Origin of the sequence: Ancylobacter sp. Lp-2 (assembly GCF_020523795.1) — a bacterium.
Classification (GTDB): domain Bacteria; phylum Pseudomonadota; class Alphaproteobacteria; order Rhizobiales; family Xanthobacteraceae; genus Ancylobacter.
The window spans coordinates 514,032-529,587 of record NZ_JAJALI010000003.1 but is presented as its reverse complement, the minus strand read 5'-3'; the positions used below and the strand labels follow the sequence as shown (position 1 = coordinate 529,587).

Sequence of the window (15,556 nt, the reverse complement as noted above, 5' to 3'; positions counted from 1 at the left end):
GGATCATCCGCGCGTGCTGGAGGATGAGCGATGCAAACACGTGAACTCGGAAAAAGCGGGCTGACCGTCTCGGCCCTCGGCTTTGGCTGCATGGGCCTCGATTTCGGCTATGCCACCAAGGTGACCAAGGCGGAAGGCGTCACGCTGATCCGCCAGGCGGCGGAGCGCGGCGTCACGCTGTTCGACACCGCCGAGGTCTACGGCCCGTTCACCAATGAGGAGATGGTCGGCGAGGCACTGCGGCCGCTGCGCGACCAGGTGGTGATCGCCACCAAGTTCGGCTTCAACATTGTCGACGGCAAGCAGGCCGGGCTGAACAGCCGGCCGGAGCATATCAAGCAGGTGGCCGACGCCTCGCTGAAGCGGCTCGGCATCGAGGTGATCGACCTGTTCTACCAGCACCGCGTCGACCCCGAAGTGCCAATCGAGGACGTGGCCGGCGCGGTCAAGGACCTCATCGCCGCCGGCAAGGTGAAGCATTTCGGCCTGTCCGAGCCCGGCGCGCAGACGGTGCGTCGCGCCCACGCGGTGCAGAAGGTCACCACGCTGCAGAACGAGTACTCGCTGTGGACGCGCGGGCCGGAGACCAACGGCATTCTCGACGCCTGCGAGGAACTCGGCATCGGCCTCGTCGCCTATAGCCCGCTCGGCAAGGGCTTCCTCACCGGCGCGATGGGGAAGGACACCAAGCTCGGCGAGGGCGATTTCCGCGCCCTGCTGCCGCGCTTCACCCCCGAGGCGATGGAGAAGAACCAGGCGCTGATCGATCTCCTGAAGCGCATCGCCGCCGACAAGCAGGCGACGCCGGCGCAGATCGCGCTCGCCTGGCTGCTGGCGCAGAAGCCGTGGATCGTGCCAATCCCCGGCACCACCAAGCTGCACCGGCTGGAGGAAAACCTCGGCGGCGCCGCGGTGGAGCTGACCGCGGCTGATACCGCCGAGATCCGCCAGGCGCTGGCCGCCATCGATGTCGAGGGCGAGCGCTATCCCGCGCATCTGATGGCGACCGTCGGCCGCTGACGCACAGAGGTCCGGCCGATGGCGGACAAGGATGCCTTCTCGCGGCGCGGCGCGTTGACCGCCGCGCTGCTGCTGTCATTGACGGCCGAGGCCGGCCGCAACCACGCGCACGCCGCCATCCCGGCGGCAGGCGGCGGTCGCGTGCTGGTCGCCTATTACTCGCGGACCGGCAATACGCGGGTAGTCGCCCGGCAGATCCAGCTTGCCTATGGCGCGGCGCTGTTCGAGATCCGCACCGCCGAGCCCTATCCCGACGACTACGAGGCCACGGTGCGGCAGGCGGAGCGGGAGCGGCAGGCCGGCTACCGGCCGCCGCTCGCGGCGACGCTGCCGAGCCTCGACGCCTATGACGTCGTGTTCCTCGGCTTTCCGATCTGGGGCACCACCGCGCCGGCGGCGGTGCGTTCCTTCCTCGCCGCCCACGACCTTTCCGGCAAGACGCTGGTGCCGTTCATCACCCATGGCGGCTACGGACCGGGCAGCAGCGTGCAGGTGGTGGCCGAGCACGCGCCCGGCGCGCGGCTTCTCGACGCTTTCACGCTGCGGCAGGATCAGGAGCGCGAAACGCTGGCGCAGGTCACAAGCTGGATGGGCGGGCTCGCCATCGACCGATGACCGGCCGGCGATGAGGCGTTCTGCGATAGCCTGTTCGGCGACAACATCATGGAGCTTGAAATGAGCAACTCTATTCACGGCAAGGTGGTCGTCATCACCGGCGCCAGCAGCGGCCTCGGCGAGGCGACCGCCCGCCATCTGGCCTCGGAAGGGGCCAAGCTGGTGCTGGGCGCGCGGCGGCTCGACCGGCTGCAGGCGCTGGCCGGAGAGCTGGGGCTGCCGGCGGCGGCCGCCGTCGAGACCGACGTCACCGACGCCGAACAGGTGAAGCGCCTCGTCGACGCGGCGGTCGCCGCGCATGGGCGCATCGACGTCATCCTCAACAATGCCGGCCTCATGCCGCACTCGCCGCTGGAGCGCGGCAAGATCGCCGACTGGGACCGGATGATCGACGTCAACCTCAAGGGCGTGCTCTACGGCATCGCCGCCGCCCTGCCGCACATGACGCGGCAGAAGAGCGGACACATCATCAACGTGTCCTCGGTCGCCGGCCACAAGGTGCGTCCCGGCAGCGCGGTCTATGCCGCGACCAAGGCGGCGGTGCGCATGCTTTCGGAGGGGTTGCGCCAAGAGGTGAAGCCCTACAACATCCGCACCACCATCATTTCCCCCGGCGCGGTGCAGTCCGAACTGCCGCAGAGCATCACCGAGGCCGACGTCGCCCGGGGTATCCAGGATTTCTATGAGGCTGTCGCCATTCCGGCGGAGAATTTCGCGCGGATCGTCGCGTTCGCGATCAGCCAGCCGGAGGAGGTCGACATCAACGAGATCCTGTTCCGGCCCACGGCCCAGGAGCTTTGACGCCTATGTTCGAAGGCCGACCGGCAGCGGGCGACACCGATGCCTCCGATACGGATGCCTCCCTGAGCGAGGAAGCCCAGCCGGCGGCGGACATTTTCCCCGGCGACGCCACCGAGGCGGCAGCCGAGGTCGGCTCCAGCCCGCCGGCGCGCACCGAGGCGGCACGCCATGGCTGGCGCGTGCTCGGCACGCTGAGCGCGCTGATGGGCTTCGCCTCGGTCTCCACCGATCTCTATCTGCCGGCCATGCCGGAGATGGGCCGGGCGCTCGGCGCCGACAGCGGCACCATCGAGCTGACGGTCTCCGGCTATCTGATCGGCTTCAGCCTCGGCCAGCTGCTCTGGGGGCCGATCAGCGACCGCCACGGCCGCCGGCTGCCGGTCGCCATCGGGCTGGTGCTGTTCATCATCGGCTCGGCCGGCTGCGCGCTGTCCTTCGATGCGTGGAGCATGATCGGCTGGCGGGTGGTGCAGGCGGTCGGTGCCAGCGCCGGCGTGGTGCTGGGCCGCGCCATGGTGCGCGATCTCTATGAGGGACCGCGCGCGGCGCAGATGATGTCGACGCTGATGACGGTGATGGCGATCGCGCCGCTGATCGGCCCGCTGCTCGGCGGGCAGATCCTTGCCTTTGCCGGCTGGCACGCGATCTTCTGGTTCCTGGTCGTGGTCGGCTTCGTCACGCTCGGCGCGGTGGCGCGATTGCCCGAGACCCTGCCGGCGGCGCAGCGCAACCCGGCCCCGCTCGGGCGGGCGCTGCGTGGCTATGGCGCGCTGCTGCGCGAGCGGCGGCTGCTCGGCTATGCCGGCGCCGGCGGCTTCTTCTATGCCGCGATGTTCGCCTATATCGCCGGCACGCCCTTCGCCTACATCACCTATCACCATGTGCCGGCCGGGCTCTACGGCGTGCTGTTCGCCGCCGGCATCGTCGGCATCATGGCGACCAACATGATCAATGCGCGGCTGGTGATGCGGCTCGGCAGCGACCGAATCCTGGTCGGCGGCATCGTGGCGGCGACGGCGTCGGGCCTGCTGCTGGCCGGCATCGCCTCGGCCGACTGGGGCGGGCTATGGGGGCTGTTCGTGCCGCTGTTCCTGTTCGTGTCGACCACCGGCTTCATCGTCGCCAACTCGATCGCCGGCGCGCTCGGCGGCTCCGCCCGCCGCGCCGGCGCGGTCTCGGCGCTGATCGGCGCCATCCACTATGGCAGCGGCATAATCGGCTCGGCGCTGGTCGGCTTGCTCGCCGACGGCACGCCCCGGCCGATGACCTGGGTGATCGCGCTCGGCTGCATCGGCAGCCTCCTGTGCTGCCGGCTGCTGTCGGACGGGCGCGCCAAGGCCTGAGAAGGCCGCGCCTTATCGTGGCGCGAGCGCCGCCAATGCCGCCAGCGCTTCCTCCGCCGCGCGTGCGCCGCTCAGATAGGCGCCGTGCGCGGTGGAGAAATCGGTGGGATGGGTCGCTTCGCCGGCAAAGAATACCCGTCCGTCAAAGGGCCGCGCCAGCTCTCGCCGCGCGTCGGCGTAACCGGGCAGCGCATGGCTGTAGGCGCCGCCAATGCTCGGCACGCCCGCCCAGCCGGAGGCGATGAGCGGTCGCAGGTAGGTCCGCACCGAGGCGCCGAACAGGCCCGCGAGCGTGTCGATGGCGCGGGCGAACGCCGCCGGCGTGCCGTCCCGCTCCACCGCGCGGGCGCCGGCGCCGCCGAAGAAGCACTCGATGACCGGCTGGCCGAAGGGGCGGATGTAATAGGTCCCGGTTTGCGGGTCGTTGAGATCGCCCAGCAGGTGGGTTTCCGGCTCGAACGGGCTGTCGCCGACGATCTCCAGGAACAGCTTCTCGTCGCGGCCGAGCGGCAGGCGCGCCGCCGCCGCGCGCCACGGATCGAGCGCGGCGGGCCAGCGCAGCGTATCGCCGGCCAGCACATGGGTGGAGACGGTGACGAGGACGGCGCGGCAGCGCAGCGTGCCCTCGCGCGTGTCGAGCGCCACGCCGGCGCCGTCCAGCCTGATCGCCTCCACCGGCGTGCCGAGATGGACGGGAATCTCCGCCGGCAGGCTCGAGGTGACGAGCGTGCCGTAGCCGGCCGGCAGCCGCCAGTTGATGTAGGTGGAGGCGTCGTCATAGGTGGCGTAGTCGCGCGCGGAGATGCGCTCCATCTCGTCGCCGCTGATGTAGCCGCTCAGCGCCTGCAGATAGGCGGTCCAGCGCGCATCCTCCGCCACCAGCGCATCGGCGGCGCAATCGCTGGCGGGCGGGGCATTGGCCAGGCGTTCGCTCCACGCCTCGAAGGCGAGGTTCGCGGCGGCGAGATCCTCGGGGGCGATGCCGAGATCGCCATATTGCCGGCCCCAGGCGGCGGGCGAGCGGTCGACCGTGAAGCCGGCCTGCTCGGCGATGCGCGTCCACGGGTTGCGGTCGCCGGAATGCAGCCAGCCACAGCCGAGATCGAGCGCGAGCCCGCCGGCGTCCTGCGTCGGGGCCTGGTGCGTCCACGCCCGGCCGCCCGGTCGCGGCAGCGCCTCCAGCAGGAGAACCGACAGGCCGGTTCCGGCGAGCCGGCGCGCGGCGCCCGTGCCGGCGGCGCCGGCGCCGAGGATGACGATGTCGGCCTCGTGGGTCATCGCAGCTGTCCTCCGGTGTCCCGTCCCGCGGCGGTGACGGCTAGAGCGGCCTGACGGCGTAGCGCAGGTGCAGGGTACCGTGCCCGGCGGGTTCGCAGGATATCAAGGACAGTTCGACCTTGTCGGCAAGGCCGGTGTCTCCGGCTTCCACAATGGTGGAGACGCCGGTGCGGCCGTCCAGGGCGGGGCAAAGCAGCAGGCTGACCTCGTCCACCAGCCCGGCGGCGAAGAACGCGCCATTGGCGTTGGCGCCGCCTTCCAGCAGCAGGCGGCGGATGCCGAGCTGGCGGCCGATCTCGGTCAGCAGGGCGGCGAGGTCGAGTTCCGCCCCGTCGGACACCAGATAGCCGATACCGTCGGCCGCCAGTTCCGCCAGATGGCTGTCGGGCACGTCGCCGCCGAGCACCACCACCACCGGGTCGCCGCCGAGGGTGGAGCCGGCGAAATGCAGCTTGCCGCCCCGGTCGAGCGCGATGGCGTAGCTCGCCGCGCCCGGCACCGGGAGATGCCGCCGCCGGTCCACCGTGCCGGTCTCGGCCGGCGGGTGCGGCGTGCCCTTGGCCATCTCGGCCATGGTGACGCGACCGACGATCCAGCCGTCGCCGTCGAGCGCCTCGTGCAGCCGTTCATAGATGCCGGACCACTCCGCGCGCGTGCCGTCCGGGCTGCGACTCCAGCCGCTCGGATGCAGGCGGCCGTCCAGCGAGGTGATCATGTGGCAGACGAGGTGAGGTTTCATCGTGCGGATCCCCTGCTTGGGAAAAGGGGACGGCCGCATGGGAAGCGCGGCCGTCCGGGTGGTCAGGCCGCCGCCGGGGCCGGCAGCGAGGCCATATCGATCACGAACCTGTAGCGCACATCGGAGTGCTCCATCCGCTCGAAGGCTTCGTTGATCTGATCGATGCGGATCATCTCGACATCGGGCAGCACGCCGGCCTTGGCGCAGAAGTCCAGCATCTCCTGCGTCTCAGCGATGCCGCCGATGCAGGAGCCGGCGACGCTGCGCCGGCCGAGCAGCAGCGGCACGGTGGTGGAGGGCGGCAGCGGGCCGACCTGGCCGACCAGCACCAGCGTGGCGTCGACGTCGAGCAGCGGCAGATAGGGGGTGATGTCGTGCTCGACCGGCACGGTGTCGATGATCAGGTCGAAGCCGTTCGCCGCCTGCGCCATCGCCTCGGCATCGGAGGAGGCCAGCAGCCGGTCGGCGCCGAGGGCGAGCGCGTCGGCCTCCTTGTCACGGGTGCGGCTGATCGCGGTGACGTCGGCGCCGAGCGCAGCGGCGAGCTTCACCGCCATGTGGCCGAGCCCGCCAATGCCGACCACGCCGACGCGGCTGCCGGGGCCGACATTCCAGTTGCGCAGCGGAGAATAAGTGGTGATGCCGGCGCAGAGCAGCGGCGCCGCCTTGGAGAGGTCGAGCCCGTCCGGCACCCGCACCGCGAACTCCTCGCGCACCACGAGATGCTTGGAATAGCCACCATGGGTCCGGGACGTCGGCTCGCAGGAGAAGCGGTCGGTGTCGTTATAGGTCTGCACGTTGGCCTTCTTGCAGAACTGCTCCAACCCCTTGCGGCACTGGTCACAGGACTGGCAGGAATCCACCATGCAGCCGACCGCGACATGGTCGCCGATCCGGTAGCGCTGCACGTCGCCGCCGACCGCGATGACACGGCCGACGATCTCGTGGCCGGGCACCATCGGGTACTGGCTCCAGCCCCAGTCGTTGCGCGCCTGATGCAGGTCGGAATGGCAGACGCCGCAATACAGCACCTCCATGGCGACATCGTTGACGCGCAACTCGCGACGCTCGAAATCGAAGGGCGCCAGGGGCGCGTCCGCGGCCTGTGCCGCATAGCCGATGGTCTTCATGGTGAGGTCCCCTTATCGGTCGTGAGGATTGGCGGGCCGGCGGCGCGGCCGGCCCTGCCGTCAGGTCGTCATCGGCGCCGGCGCTCAGCCGGCGTAGTCGGTGTCGCTGACCTTCTCCAGCCAGTCGACCACCTTGCCGTCCTGCGCCTCGGCGATGGCGAGGTGGGTCATCGCGGTGTCCGGCGCGGCGCCGTGCCAGTGCTTCTCGCCGGGCGGAAACCAGACGATGTCGCCGGGCCGTATCTCTTCCACCGGCCCGCCCTCGTGCTGCGCCCGGCCATAGCCGGAGACGACGAGTATCGTCTGCCCGAGCGGATGCGTGTGCCAGGCGGTGCGGGCCCCCGGCTCGAAGGTGACGGTGGCGCCGCTCAGCCCGCCGCTGCCGGCGAAGGGGGAGTCGATGCGGACGGTTCCGGTGAAGTACTCCTCCGGCCCTCGCCGGGAGGGTTGCGAGCCGGCGCGCTTGATCTCCATGAGGATGCTCCAAATTGGGACGGAGGTTTCACGTCCTGTTTATCACCCTGATTTTGGTGAACTAGTGATTGTAAATCGCATGAAGCCATGTCCAAAATTCATGAATGCAGCGTGATGACCTTGTCGACCTGAATGCCTTCCTGGTGGTGGCCGAGGAGCGAAGCTTCACCCGCGCCGCCGCCAAGCTCGGCACCTCGCAATCCGCCCTCAGCCATACGATCCGGCGCCTGGAGGCCCGGCTGGGCGTCCGCCTGCTGACCCGTACCACGCGCAGCGTCGCGGCCACCGACGCCGGCGAGCGCCTGCTGGCGACCTTGCGGCCGGCTTTCGACGAGATCGGCGCGCAGCTGACCTCGCTCAGCGAATTGCGCGAGAAGCCGGCCGGCACCATCCGCATCACCACCGCCGAGCATGCCGCCATCACCGTGCTGTGGCCGGCGCTCAAGCGGCTCTTGCCGGATTATCCCGACATCCATGTCGAACTCAGCATCGATTCCAGCCTGACCGACATCGTGGCCGAGCGCTTCGACGCCGGCGTGCGGCTGGGCGAGGCGCTCGCCAAGGACATGATCGCGGTGCGCATCGGGCCGGATGTGCGGATGATCGTGGTCGGCGCGCCCGCCTATTTCGAGAAGCGGCCGGTTCCCCTCGTGCCGCAGGACCTCGCGGCGCATTCCTGCATCAATCTGCGCATGCTCAGCTCGGGCGGGCTCTATCCCTGGGAGCTGGAGAAGGACGGGCGGGAAGTGCGGGTCCGCGTCGAGGGGCAGCTCGCCTTCAACCACACGCACATGGTGACGCAGGCGGCGCTCGACGGCTTCGGCCTCGCCTTCGTCATGGAGGACCGGGTGACCGGCTATCTCGAGCAAGGGCGGCTGGTCCAGGTGCTGGAGGACTGGTGCCCGCCGTTTCCCGGCTATCACCTGTATTATCCAAGCCGCCGGCAGCCCTCGGCCGCCTTCTCGCTGCTGGTCGACGCTCTGCGCTATCGCGGCTAGCGCGCCGCCGCAGCCAGCCGGCGGCGTAGTAGCTCAGCACGCCATAGAGCCCGGCGACCGCAAGGGCATGGACGAAGAAGCCGGCCGCCGATTCCTCGAAGTTCCACCAGTCCAGCGTGGTTTGCAGGGAAAGGCGGGCGCCGATGCCGAGCACGAAGGAACTCCACACGCCGTGGAGGGCGATGGCCGCGGCGAGCAGCCGGAGCGCCAGGGTGCGCGCCGCATTGGGCTGTTCCAGTCCGAACAGAGCGCGTGCCGTTTCCATGAACTGCGGCCAGCGCAGGCCGAGATGGAGCGCAACGGCGACCAGCACCCAATAGCCGGCCAGCACGTGGATCTGCCGGGCGGTGTAACCGCCGCCGGGTACAAGGCCGGACAGGGTTTCCGAGATCGGCACACTGGTGCCGAGAAGCCCCAGCATCGCCACCGCCAGCAGAAGCAGCACGGCGAGGTCGAGCCGGCCGCGCGCGTGCTTGCGCGCCGCGAGGAGCGGGCGGTAGCGGCGGCGGTTGAAGAGGTTATGCGCGCCGACCAGCACGAACAGGGCGGTGCCGGCGAGCTCGTGGACCGCGTTGCCGAGCCACCAATAGGCCATAGCGAGCAGCAGCAGGCCACCGGCGAGGAGATCGAGCGCCAGCCGGAACAGGAGGAGGGCAGGGGGCACGCCGGCGTCTCAATCGACCGGGGAGCCGTCGAAGTCGGGAATCCGGCTGGCGGTGAAGAGATATTCCGAGCCCGACTGGCTCCGGTGGCAGGATTGGCAGCGGGCGGTGTTCTCGTTCATGTTGATGGTCCGGTCGGCCCAGAACCATTGGAACTGCCAGTCGCCGGTGCGGCGGCGCTCGTCATAGTCGGCGCCCCATCCCGCTCCCTTCTGCATGACGAAATAGCGGTAGAGCTGGCCGTCGCGGTAGTCGACCAGCACGAAATGCGTGCCCTCCGGTACGGTTCTTCCGTTCTTCACCGCGTCGAGCGCCGCCGGCGTGGTCATGATGTGCTCGGTCACGTTGCCGCGCCGCACCGTGGTGTAGTGGACCAGCTGGGCGAGATCCTCGGGAAAGGTTACGCGCGTGGTTTCCGCGTGCACCTGCCAGCCCGCCAGCAGCGCGAGGGCGGTGGCCAGCGACAGGAACGAGGTCCGTCTGTTCATGGGGCGGTTCCCGACAGGAGGGGCAGGGGGCGGGGCGGGCGCCCGCGCCGGAGGAAGCCGGGCGTCGAGGCCGTGCCCCGGCCGGCTCGGGGAACATCGATCAGTCGAGCTTCTTGGCCGCGAGGAAGGCCGACACCTGGTCGGCGATCTCGACATTGTTGAGGTCCGAGAACGGAAAGTGCGTGTTGCCGCGAATGCCGATCTCCGGCAGGTGGACCAGCGTCGCGTCGCCGCCGTGCCGGTTCACCGCGTCGCGCCAGAGCCGCGCCATGGCGAGCCGCGCCCGCCAGGCGTCCTGGGTGGGAATGTCGGTCGCGGTCTCCGGGATGTTGTCGCCGTAGAAGATGACGATGGGGATGCGGGTCAGCGCCATGAACTGGTCCATCGGCACCGGCACGCCCTTCAGCGTGTCGAAGGCGTTGGGGATGTCGGCGGGCACCTCGCCCTCCGGGAAGACGAAATTGCTGCCCGGCTCGAAGGCGACGATGGCCTTGACGTTGGCGTTCCGCATGGCGGTGACCCAGCCGAGGCCACCGCTATGCGAATGGGTGACCAGCACGGCCGGGCCGATGCGGTCGAATAGCGCGGAGACAGCGCTGGACATCACGCCGATGTCGAACGGCCCGGTATCGGGCGTCATCGCCCGGAAATACTGGTCGAGCGCCCGCGGGTCGCGGGAAAACTGCACGCCGTCGAAATAGTCCGGCCAGACGCCGACGCGGAACTGGCCGAACCAGAACTGTTCGTCCGGCACCGGCTTGACGGTGGTCTCGACCGTGCTGCGCCCGGCATTGCCGCGCCGCGGCTGGTCGATCAGATAGGTGGCGAAGTTCCGCCGCAGGAACAGGGTCTGGAACCCCTCCCGGCCGTCCGGCGTGCTCTCCCAGGTCTTCGAGAACTGGCCGAAGCCGTGCCACATCACGAGCGGGTATTTCCGCGGCTCGACCGGGATCTGGTAGAAGACATAGGCATGGTCGCCGTGGAAGCTCTGCCCGGCGGGACCCATCGGCTTGCGGGGATCGAAGCGGCCGGGCGCCGTCGACACCGTGCCGCCGACCGCGAAGCTGCCCTGTTCCTGGATGACCAGCGGCTGCGGCTTGCCAGTGGCCTGCGCCCACGCCTCCGTTGCCATCAGCAGGCTGGCGGGGGCCAGCGCCGCCGCGAGGATCGAGGTCCAAGCATTCATGTCCGAGGTTCCCGGTCGGTGAGTTCCCCTTAGGTTAGAACGGGACGTCCGCGCCGATTAGCCGGCCGGCGGAGATAGGGCCTATCGCTCGGATTAATGAATAGCCGGCCGCCATGGTGTGGCGGCCACCGTCCAGCTGCGCCCCTATCGCGCGAACTTCCGCGCGCCGGCCACGCACAGGATGACCGCCACCGTCACCGCCAGCATCGCCCCGCTCACCTTCTCGTGCAGCAGCGTTGCCGCCAGCGCGAGGCCGAAGAAGGGCTGCAGCAACTGCAATTGGCCGACCGCCGCGATGCCGCCCTGCGCGAGGCCGCGATACCAGAACACGAAGCCGATCAGCATGCTGAACAGCGAGACATAGGCGAGGCCGAGCCACGCAGGGGCCTCGATGCCGGCGAAGCTCGGCGGCATGTAGAGGACGGCCAGCACGATCATCAGCGGCAGCGACAGCACCAGCGTCCACGAGATCACCTGCCAGCCGCCGAGCGTCCGCGCGAGCCGGGCGCCCTCGGCATAGCCGAGCCCGCAGACGATGATCGCCGCCAGCATCAGCGCATCCCCGGTCGGCGAGGCGGTGAGCCCCTGCGACAGCGCGAAGCCGGCGACCAGCGCGCTGCCGAGCAACGAGAACAGCCAGAAGGCGGGCTTGGGCCGCTCGCCGCCGCGCAGCACGCCGAAGATCGCCGTCGCCAGCGGCAGGAGGCCGATGAAGACGATGGAATGCGCCGAGGTGACGTGCTGGAGCGCCAGCGCCGTGAGCAAGGGGAAGCCGAGCACCACGCCCAGCGCCACCACGGCGAGCGAGGCGATGTCGCGGAGAGCCGGTCGCCGCTCGCCGCAGGCGAGCAGCAGGGCGAGTGCCAGCAGGCCGGCGATGGCGGCGCGGGCGACGGTGAGGAACACCGGGTCGAACTGCATCACCGCCACCCGCGTGGCGGGGAGTGAGCCGCTGAAGATCACCACGCCGACGAGGCCGTTGAGCCATCCGGCCGTTGCACGTTCCATGTCGCCTTTTCGCCTTTCGCCTCGTGGCCCTGTTTCCGGGCGTTCCGATGCTATCGGTCCGAGCCTCTGGCGCTTCAAGCCACAGTTCGATACGGTTTTACGAAACTGTTATGAAGCAAAGTTCAGTACGGATGACGGGAAGTTCCAAGGTCACGGCGGTCATGGCGACGATCCGCCAGCGTATTGCCGGGCGTAGCCTGACGCCGGGCGCCAAGCTGCCGTCGATCCGCGGGCTGGCCACGAGCCTGAAGGTGTCGGCCTCCACCGTGGTCGCGGCCTATGAGCGGCTGGTGGCGGAAGGCGCGATCCTGTCCCGCCCCGGTTCCGGCTTCTATGTCGCCAGCCAGGCGGCACCGTTCGCGCTCTCGGAGATCGGCCCGAAGCTCGATCGCACCGTCGATCCGTTCTGGGTATCGCGGCAGTCGCTGGAGGCCGGCGGCGGCGACCTGAAGCCGGGCTGCGGGTGGCTGCCGCCGTCATGGCTCCCCGAAGAGGGGCTGCGGCGGGCCTTGCGTGGGCTCGCGCGCGCCGAGGGCGAGGTGCTGGCCGATTACGGTTCGCCCCTCGGCCTGCCGCCGCTACGCCAGTTCATCGCGCGGCGCATGGGCGAGCGCGGCATCGATGCCGCGCCGGACCAGATCCTGCTGACCGAGTCGGGAACGCAGGCGATCGACCTCCTGTGCCGGTTCCTCATCGAGCCCGGCGATACCGTGGTGATCGACGATCCCTGCTATTTCAATTTCCAGGCCCTCTTGCGGGCGCATCGCGCCAAGGTGGTCGGCGTGCCCTACACGCCGTCCGGCCCGGATCTCGCGCGGTTCGGCCAGGTGCTCGCCGAGCATCGGCCACGGCTCTACATCACCAATTCGGCGATCCACAATCCGACCGGGGCGGTGCTGTCCGCCGTCACCGCCCACAAGGTGCTGAAGCTTGCCGACCAGTTCGCGCTCACCATCGTCGAGGACGACATCTTCGCCGATTTCGAGCACGCCCCCGCGCCGCGCCTGGCAGCGTTCGACGGGCTGGAGCGGGTGATCCACATCGGCAGCTTCTCCAAGACGCTGTCGGCTTCGGCGCGCTGCGGCTTCATCGCGGCCCGTCCGGCCTGGGTCGAGGGACTGATCGACCTGAAGATCGCCACCACCTTCGGCGGCGGCCGGCTCGCCGCCGAGATGGTCTTCCGCGTCCTCAGCGACGGCGGCTACCGCAAGCAGATGGAAGGGCTCCGCACGCGGCTCTCCCATGCCCGCTTCGAGGTCGCTTCACGGCTGAAGGCCATCGGCATCACGCCGTGGCTGGACCCGGAGGCGGGCATGTTCCTGTGGTGCCGGCTGCCGGAGGGCGTCGACGCCGGGCAGATCGCCCGGGCGGCGCTGGCCGAGCGGGTGGTGTTGGCGCCGGGCAATGCGTTCAGCGTCTCGCAAACCGCGACCGGCTTCCTGCGGTTCAACGTGTCGCAGACGCTCGATCCGTCGGTGTTCGAGCTGCTGCGCCGGCTATTGCGGTGACGCGCGTTCCGGCCGGGAAAAACCGCCCTCGGCCGGCTAGGCCTTCTTGCCGGGCTTCGCGGTGGAGGTCTTCGTGGTGGAGGTCTTGGCGGTGGAGGTCTTGGCGGCGAGGTTCTGCGCCACGGCGGCGCGGATCAGCGCGGTCAGCGCCGCCTCGTCGATCGCTTCGCCCTCATGGATGTCGATCGCCCGGCGGGTATTGCCCTCCAGGCTGGCATTGAACAGGCCGGCCGAATCCGCCAGCGCCGCGCCGCGGGCGAAGGTCATCTTCACCACGCTCTTATAGGTCTCGCCGGTGCAGAGGATGCCGGCATGCGACCAGACCGGCACCCCGCGCCATTTCCACTCCTCGACCACGTCGGGATCGGCGGCGCGGATGAGGCGGCGGAGGCGGGCGAGCGCCTCGCCGCGCCAGTCGCCCAGTTCGGCGATCCGCGCGTCGATCAATTGCGAGGGGGAGGGGGCGTCCGCGTCGTGTCCCTTGCCGCCGTGCTGTTCCGTCATGCTCGCCGCTCGCTCCTTCGGGTTCCGTCGCCCAATAGCTAGGGCCGGCGCGGCGCCTGTCCACCGGTGTCCTCGTGGATCTCCGGCGCGAAGCCGCCACGCAGCTGTGGCCAGTGGCCCTTTGGGGGATTGCACGCGCTCGGCTTTCCGGGATCAGATGGCGCCATCCCCTGACAGGAGCGGCGCATGGCCAATTACGCGAAGATCGGCGGTTTCATCGGCGCGTGCATCACCGGCACGGCGCATTTCCTCGCCGACCTGCGCAAGGCGCCGGCATTGGCCGAGGAAGCCGGCTATGGCGACCTGCCGAAGCTGCCCAAGCCGAAGCCGACCCTCATTCCGATCATGAAGATCGCGCCGGCGGTCGGCTGGGCAGAGGGCCAGAAGCCGAAGCCGGCGCCGGGCCTGAAGGTCGGCGCCTTCACCACCGATCTCGACCATCCGCGCTGGGTGTACGAACTGCCGAACGGCGACATCCTCGTCGCCGAGACCGCCGCGCCGCCGACGCCGGGCGGCATCTTCAGCCTGCGCTGGTGGGTGATGGGCTTTGTGATGGTGCGGGCCGGGGCGGGGGTGAAGAGCGCCAACCGCATCACCCTGCTGCGCGACGCGGACGGCGATGGTGTCGCCGAAACCAAGCTGCCCTTCCTGGAAAACCTCAACTCGCCCTTCGGCATGGCGCTGGTCGGCGACCAGCTCTATGTCGCCAATGCCGACGCGCTGGTGCGTTTCCCCTATGTGCCCGGCGCCACCCGCATCGACGCGCCGCCGGTGAAGGTGTGCGACCTGCCGGCCGGGCGGAACCATCACTGGACCAAGAGCCTGGTGGCCAACAAGGCCGGCACCAAGCTCTATGTCGGCGTCGGCTCCAACTCCAACGTCGCCGAGTTCGGCATGCACGAGGAGGAGAACCGCGCCGCCATCCTCGAGGTCGACATCGCGACCGGCGCGCTCCGCGTCTTCGCCGGCGGCCTGCGCAACCCGGTCGGCATGGACTGGAATCCGGTGACCGGGGAATTGTGGACCAGCGTCAACGAGCGCGACGAGATCGGCGACGACCTGGTGCCGGACTACATGACCTCGGTGAAGGACGGCGCCTTCTATGGCTGGCCCTATTGCTACTACGACAAGATCGTCGACGACCGGGTGAAGCCGCAGCGGCCGGATCTGGTCGCCGCCTCGCTGAAGCCGGACTACGCGCTCGGCTCGCACACCGCCTCGCTCGGCCTCACCTTCGTCGACGACGAGCGCTTCGGCGCCCGCTTCAAGAATGGGGTGTTCATCGGTCAGCACGGCTCATGGAACCGCAACCCGCCCTCCGGCTACCGGGTGATCTTCATCCCGTTCAAGGACGGGGTGCCGGCCGGGCCGCCGGAGGAAATCCTCGGCGCTTTCCGGGTGGACGGCAAGGCGCTCGGCCGCCCGGTCGGCGTGATCGTCGACCGGCGCGGCGGGCTGCTGGTGGTCGACGATGTCGGCGATTGCATCTGGCGCGTGACCTCGGCCTAGGGGAGGCATCCGCTCTTCTCTCGGTGGTCGTGCGCCGCGCGTCGCGCTTGAAGCGCGGGCCTTTCGGTCTGTTGTGAAGCCTACACATGACGGTGTCAGTGTGCGGTCGATCATTCTGTGCCGGCTCATGTCTTGGCCGGCGCAGCTCACGCAGTGCGGAAGCGGTAATCCGATGGCACGGTCTCCGGCAAAGGCACGGTTCTCCGTCACGACGGAAGAGGTCCGCCTCGACGCCGTGCCGACCGGCCGGGCCGCCGGAGCCCGCTCCCGTCACGACAGACCAGGAAGCCTCC

15 protein-coding genes and 1 pseudogene are annotated in these 15,556 nt (G+C 69.6%); 7 read left to right on the top strand and 9 right to left on the bottom strand.

Annotated elements, in window-relative coordinates:
- Positions 1-30: 30 nt before the first annotated feature.
- The 4 genes from LGR54_RS10805 to LGR54_RS10790 are packed head-to-tail and all read left to right on the top strand — an operon-like array spanning position 31 to position 3,779.
- Positions 31-1,020, top strand: a complete 990-nt coding sequence (locus tag LGR54_RS10805; protein WP_230361959.1) for an aldo/keto reductase — start codon at positions 31-33, stop codon at positions 1,018-1,020.
- A gap of 18 nt (positions 1,021-1,038) precedes the next feature.
- Complete coding sequence (locus tag LGR54_RS10800) at positions 1,039-1,635, top strand: flavodoxin (RefSeq protein WP_230361958.1); 597 nt, start codon at positions 1,039-1,041, stop codon at positions 1,633-1,635.
- A gap of 60 nt (positions 1,636-1,695) precedes the next feature.
- Positions 1,696-2,436, top strand: a complete 741-nt coding sequence (locus LGR54_RS10795; RefSeq protein WP_230361957.1) for an SDR family oxidoreductase — start codon at positions 1,696-1,698, stop codon at positions 2,434-2,436.
- Between the two features lie 5 nt (positions 2,437-2,441).
- Complete coding sequence (locus tag LGR54_RS10790; protein WP_230361956.1) at positions 2,442-3,779, top strand: multidrug effflux MFS transporter; 1,338 nt, start codon at positions 2,442-2,444, stop codon at positions 3,777-3,779.
- 12 nt (positions 3,780-3,791) lie between these two features.
- Here LGR54_RS10790 and LGR54_RS10785 read toward each other — a convergent pair whose 3' ends face one another.
- The 4 genes from LGR54_RS10785 to LGR54_RS10770 form a co-directional block, all read right to left on the bottom strand.
- Positions 3,792-5,057 (bottom strand): NAD(P)/FAD-dependent oxidoreductase, encoded by a 1,266-nt coding sequence (locus LGR54_RS10785; protein WP_230361955.1) that lies wholly within the window; start codon positions 5,055-5,057, stop codon positions 3,792-3,794.
- A 40-nt stretch (positions 5,058-5,097) separates the two neighbouring features.
- Positions 5,098-5,796, bottom strand: coding sequence for a dihydrofolate reductase family protein (locus tag LGR54_RS10780; RefSeq protein ID WP_230361954.1), 699 nt, complete (start codon positions 5,794-5,796; stop codon positions 5,098-5,100).
- A gap of 62 nt (positions 5,797-5,858) precedes the next feature.
- Positions 5,859-6,926, bottom strand: coding sequence for an NAD(P)-dependent alcohol dehydrogenase (locus LGR54_RS10775; protein WP_230361953.1), 1,068 nt, complete (start codon positions 6,924-6,926; stop codon positions 5,859-5,861).
- Positions 6,927-7,010: 84 nt separating this feature from the next.
- Complete coding sequence (locus tag LGR54_RS10770; protein ID WP_230361952.1) at positions 7,011-7,400, bottom strand: cupin domain-containing protein; 390 nt, start codon at positions 7,398-7,400, stop codon at positions 7,011-7,013.
- Positions 7,401-7,504: 104 nt separating this feature from the next.
- On the opposite strand from LGR54_RS10770, the gene LGR54_RS10765 reads away from it, so the two are divergent.
- Positions 7,505-8,398, top strand: coding sequence for a LysR family transcriptional regulator (locus LGR54_RS10765; protein WP_230361951.1), 894 nt, complete (start codon positions 7,505-7,507; stop codon positions 8,396-8,398).
- A gap of 286 nt (positions 8,399-8,684) precedes the next feature.
- Here the strand turns inward: LGR54_RS10765 and LGR54_RS25730 are convergent.
- The 4 genes and pseudogenes from LGR54_RS25730 to LGR54_RS10745 form a co-directional block, all read right to left on the bottom strand.
- A pseudogene (locus LGR54_RS25730) lies at positions 8,685-8,993 on the bottom strand (DUF4405 domain-containing protein); the annotation flags it as partial.
- A 78-nt stretch (positions 8,994-9,071) separates the two neighbouring features.
- Positions 9,072-9,548 (bottom strand): cytochrome P460 family protein, encoded by a 477-nt coding sequence (locus LGR54_RS10755; RefSeq protein WP_230361950.1) that lies wholly within the window; start codon positions 9,546-9,548, stop codon positions 9,072-9,074.
- 100 nt (positions 9,549-9,648) lie between these two features.
- Entirely contained in the window at positions 9,649-10,734 is a 1,086-nt protein-coding gene (locus LGR54_RS10750) for an alpha/beta fold hydrolase (RefSeq protein ID WP_230361949.1), read from the bottom strand.
- A 144-nt stretch (positions 10,735-10,878) separates the two neighbouring features.
- Positions 10,879-11,742: a DMT family transporter gene (locus LGR54_RS10745; protein ID WP_230361948.1), complete on the bottom strand. Its 864-nt coding sequence runs from the start codon at positions 11,740-11,742 to the stop codon at positions 10,879-10,881.
- A 110-nt stretch (positions 11,743-11,852) separates the two neighbouring features.
- Here LGR54_RS10745 and LGR54_RS10740 point away from each other — a divergent pair, with 110 nt between their 5' ends.
- On the top strand, positions 11,853-13,250 hold the full coding sequence (locus tag LGR54_RS10740) for a PLP-dependent aminotransferase family protein (RefSeq protein WP_230361947.1): 1,398 nt from the start codon (positions 11,853-11,855) through the stop codon (positions 13,248-13,250).
- Positions 13,251-13,286: 36 nt separating this feature from the next.
- On the opposite strand, the gene LGR54_RS10735 is transcribed toward LGR54_RS10740, so the two are convergent.
- Positions 13,287-13,754, bottom strand: coding sequence for a DUF1801 domain-containing protein (locus tag LGR54_RS10735; RefSeq protein ID WP_230361946.1), 468 nt, complete (start codon positions 13,752-13,754; stop codon positions 13,287-13,289).
- Between the two features lie 186 nt (positions 13,755-13,940).
- Here LGR54_RS10735 and LGR54_RS10730 point away from each other — a divergent pair, with 186 nt between their 5' ends.
- A complete protein-coding gene (locus tag LGR54_RS10730; protein WP_230361945.1) occupies positions 13,941-15,263 on the top strand; it encodes a sorbosone dehydrogenase family protein in 1,323 nt (440 codons plus the stop codon).
- The last annotated feature ends 293 nt before the right edge of the window (positions 15,264-15,556 follow it).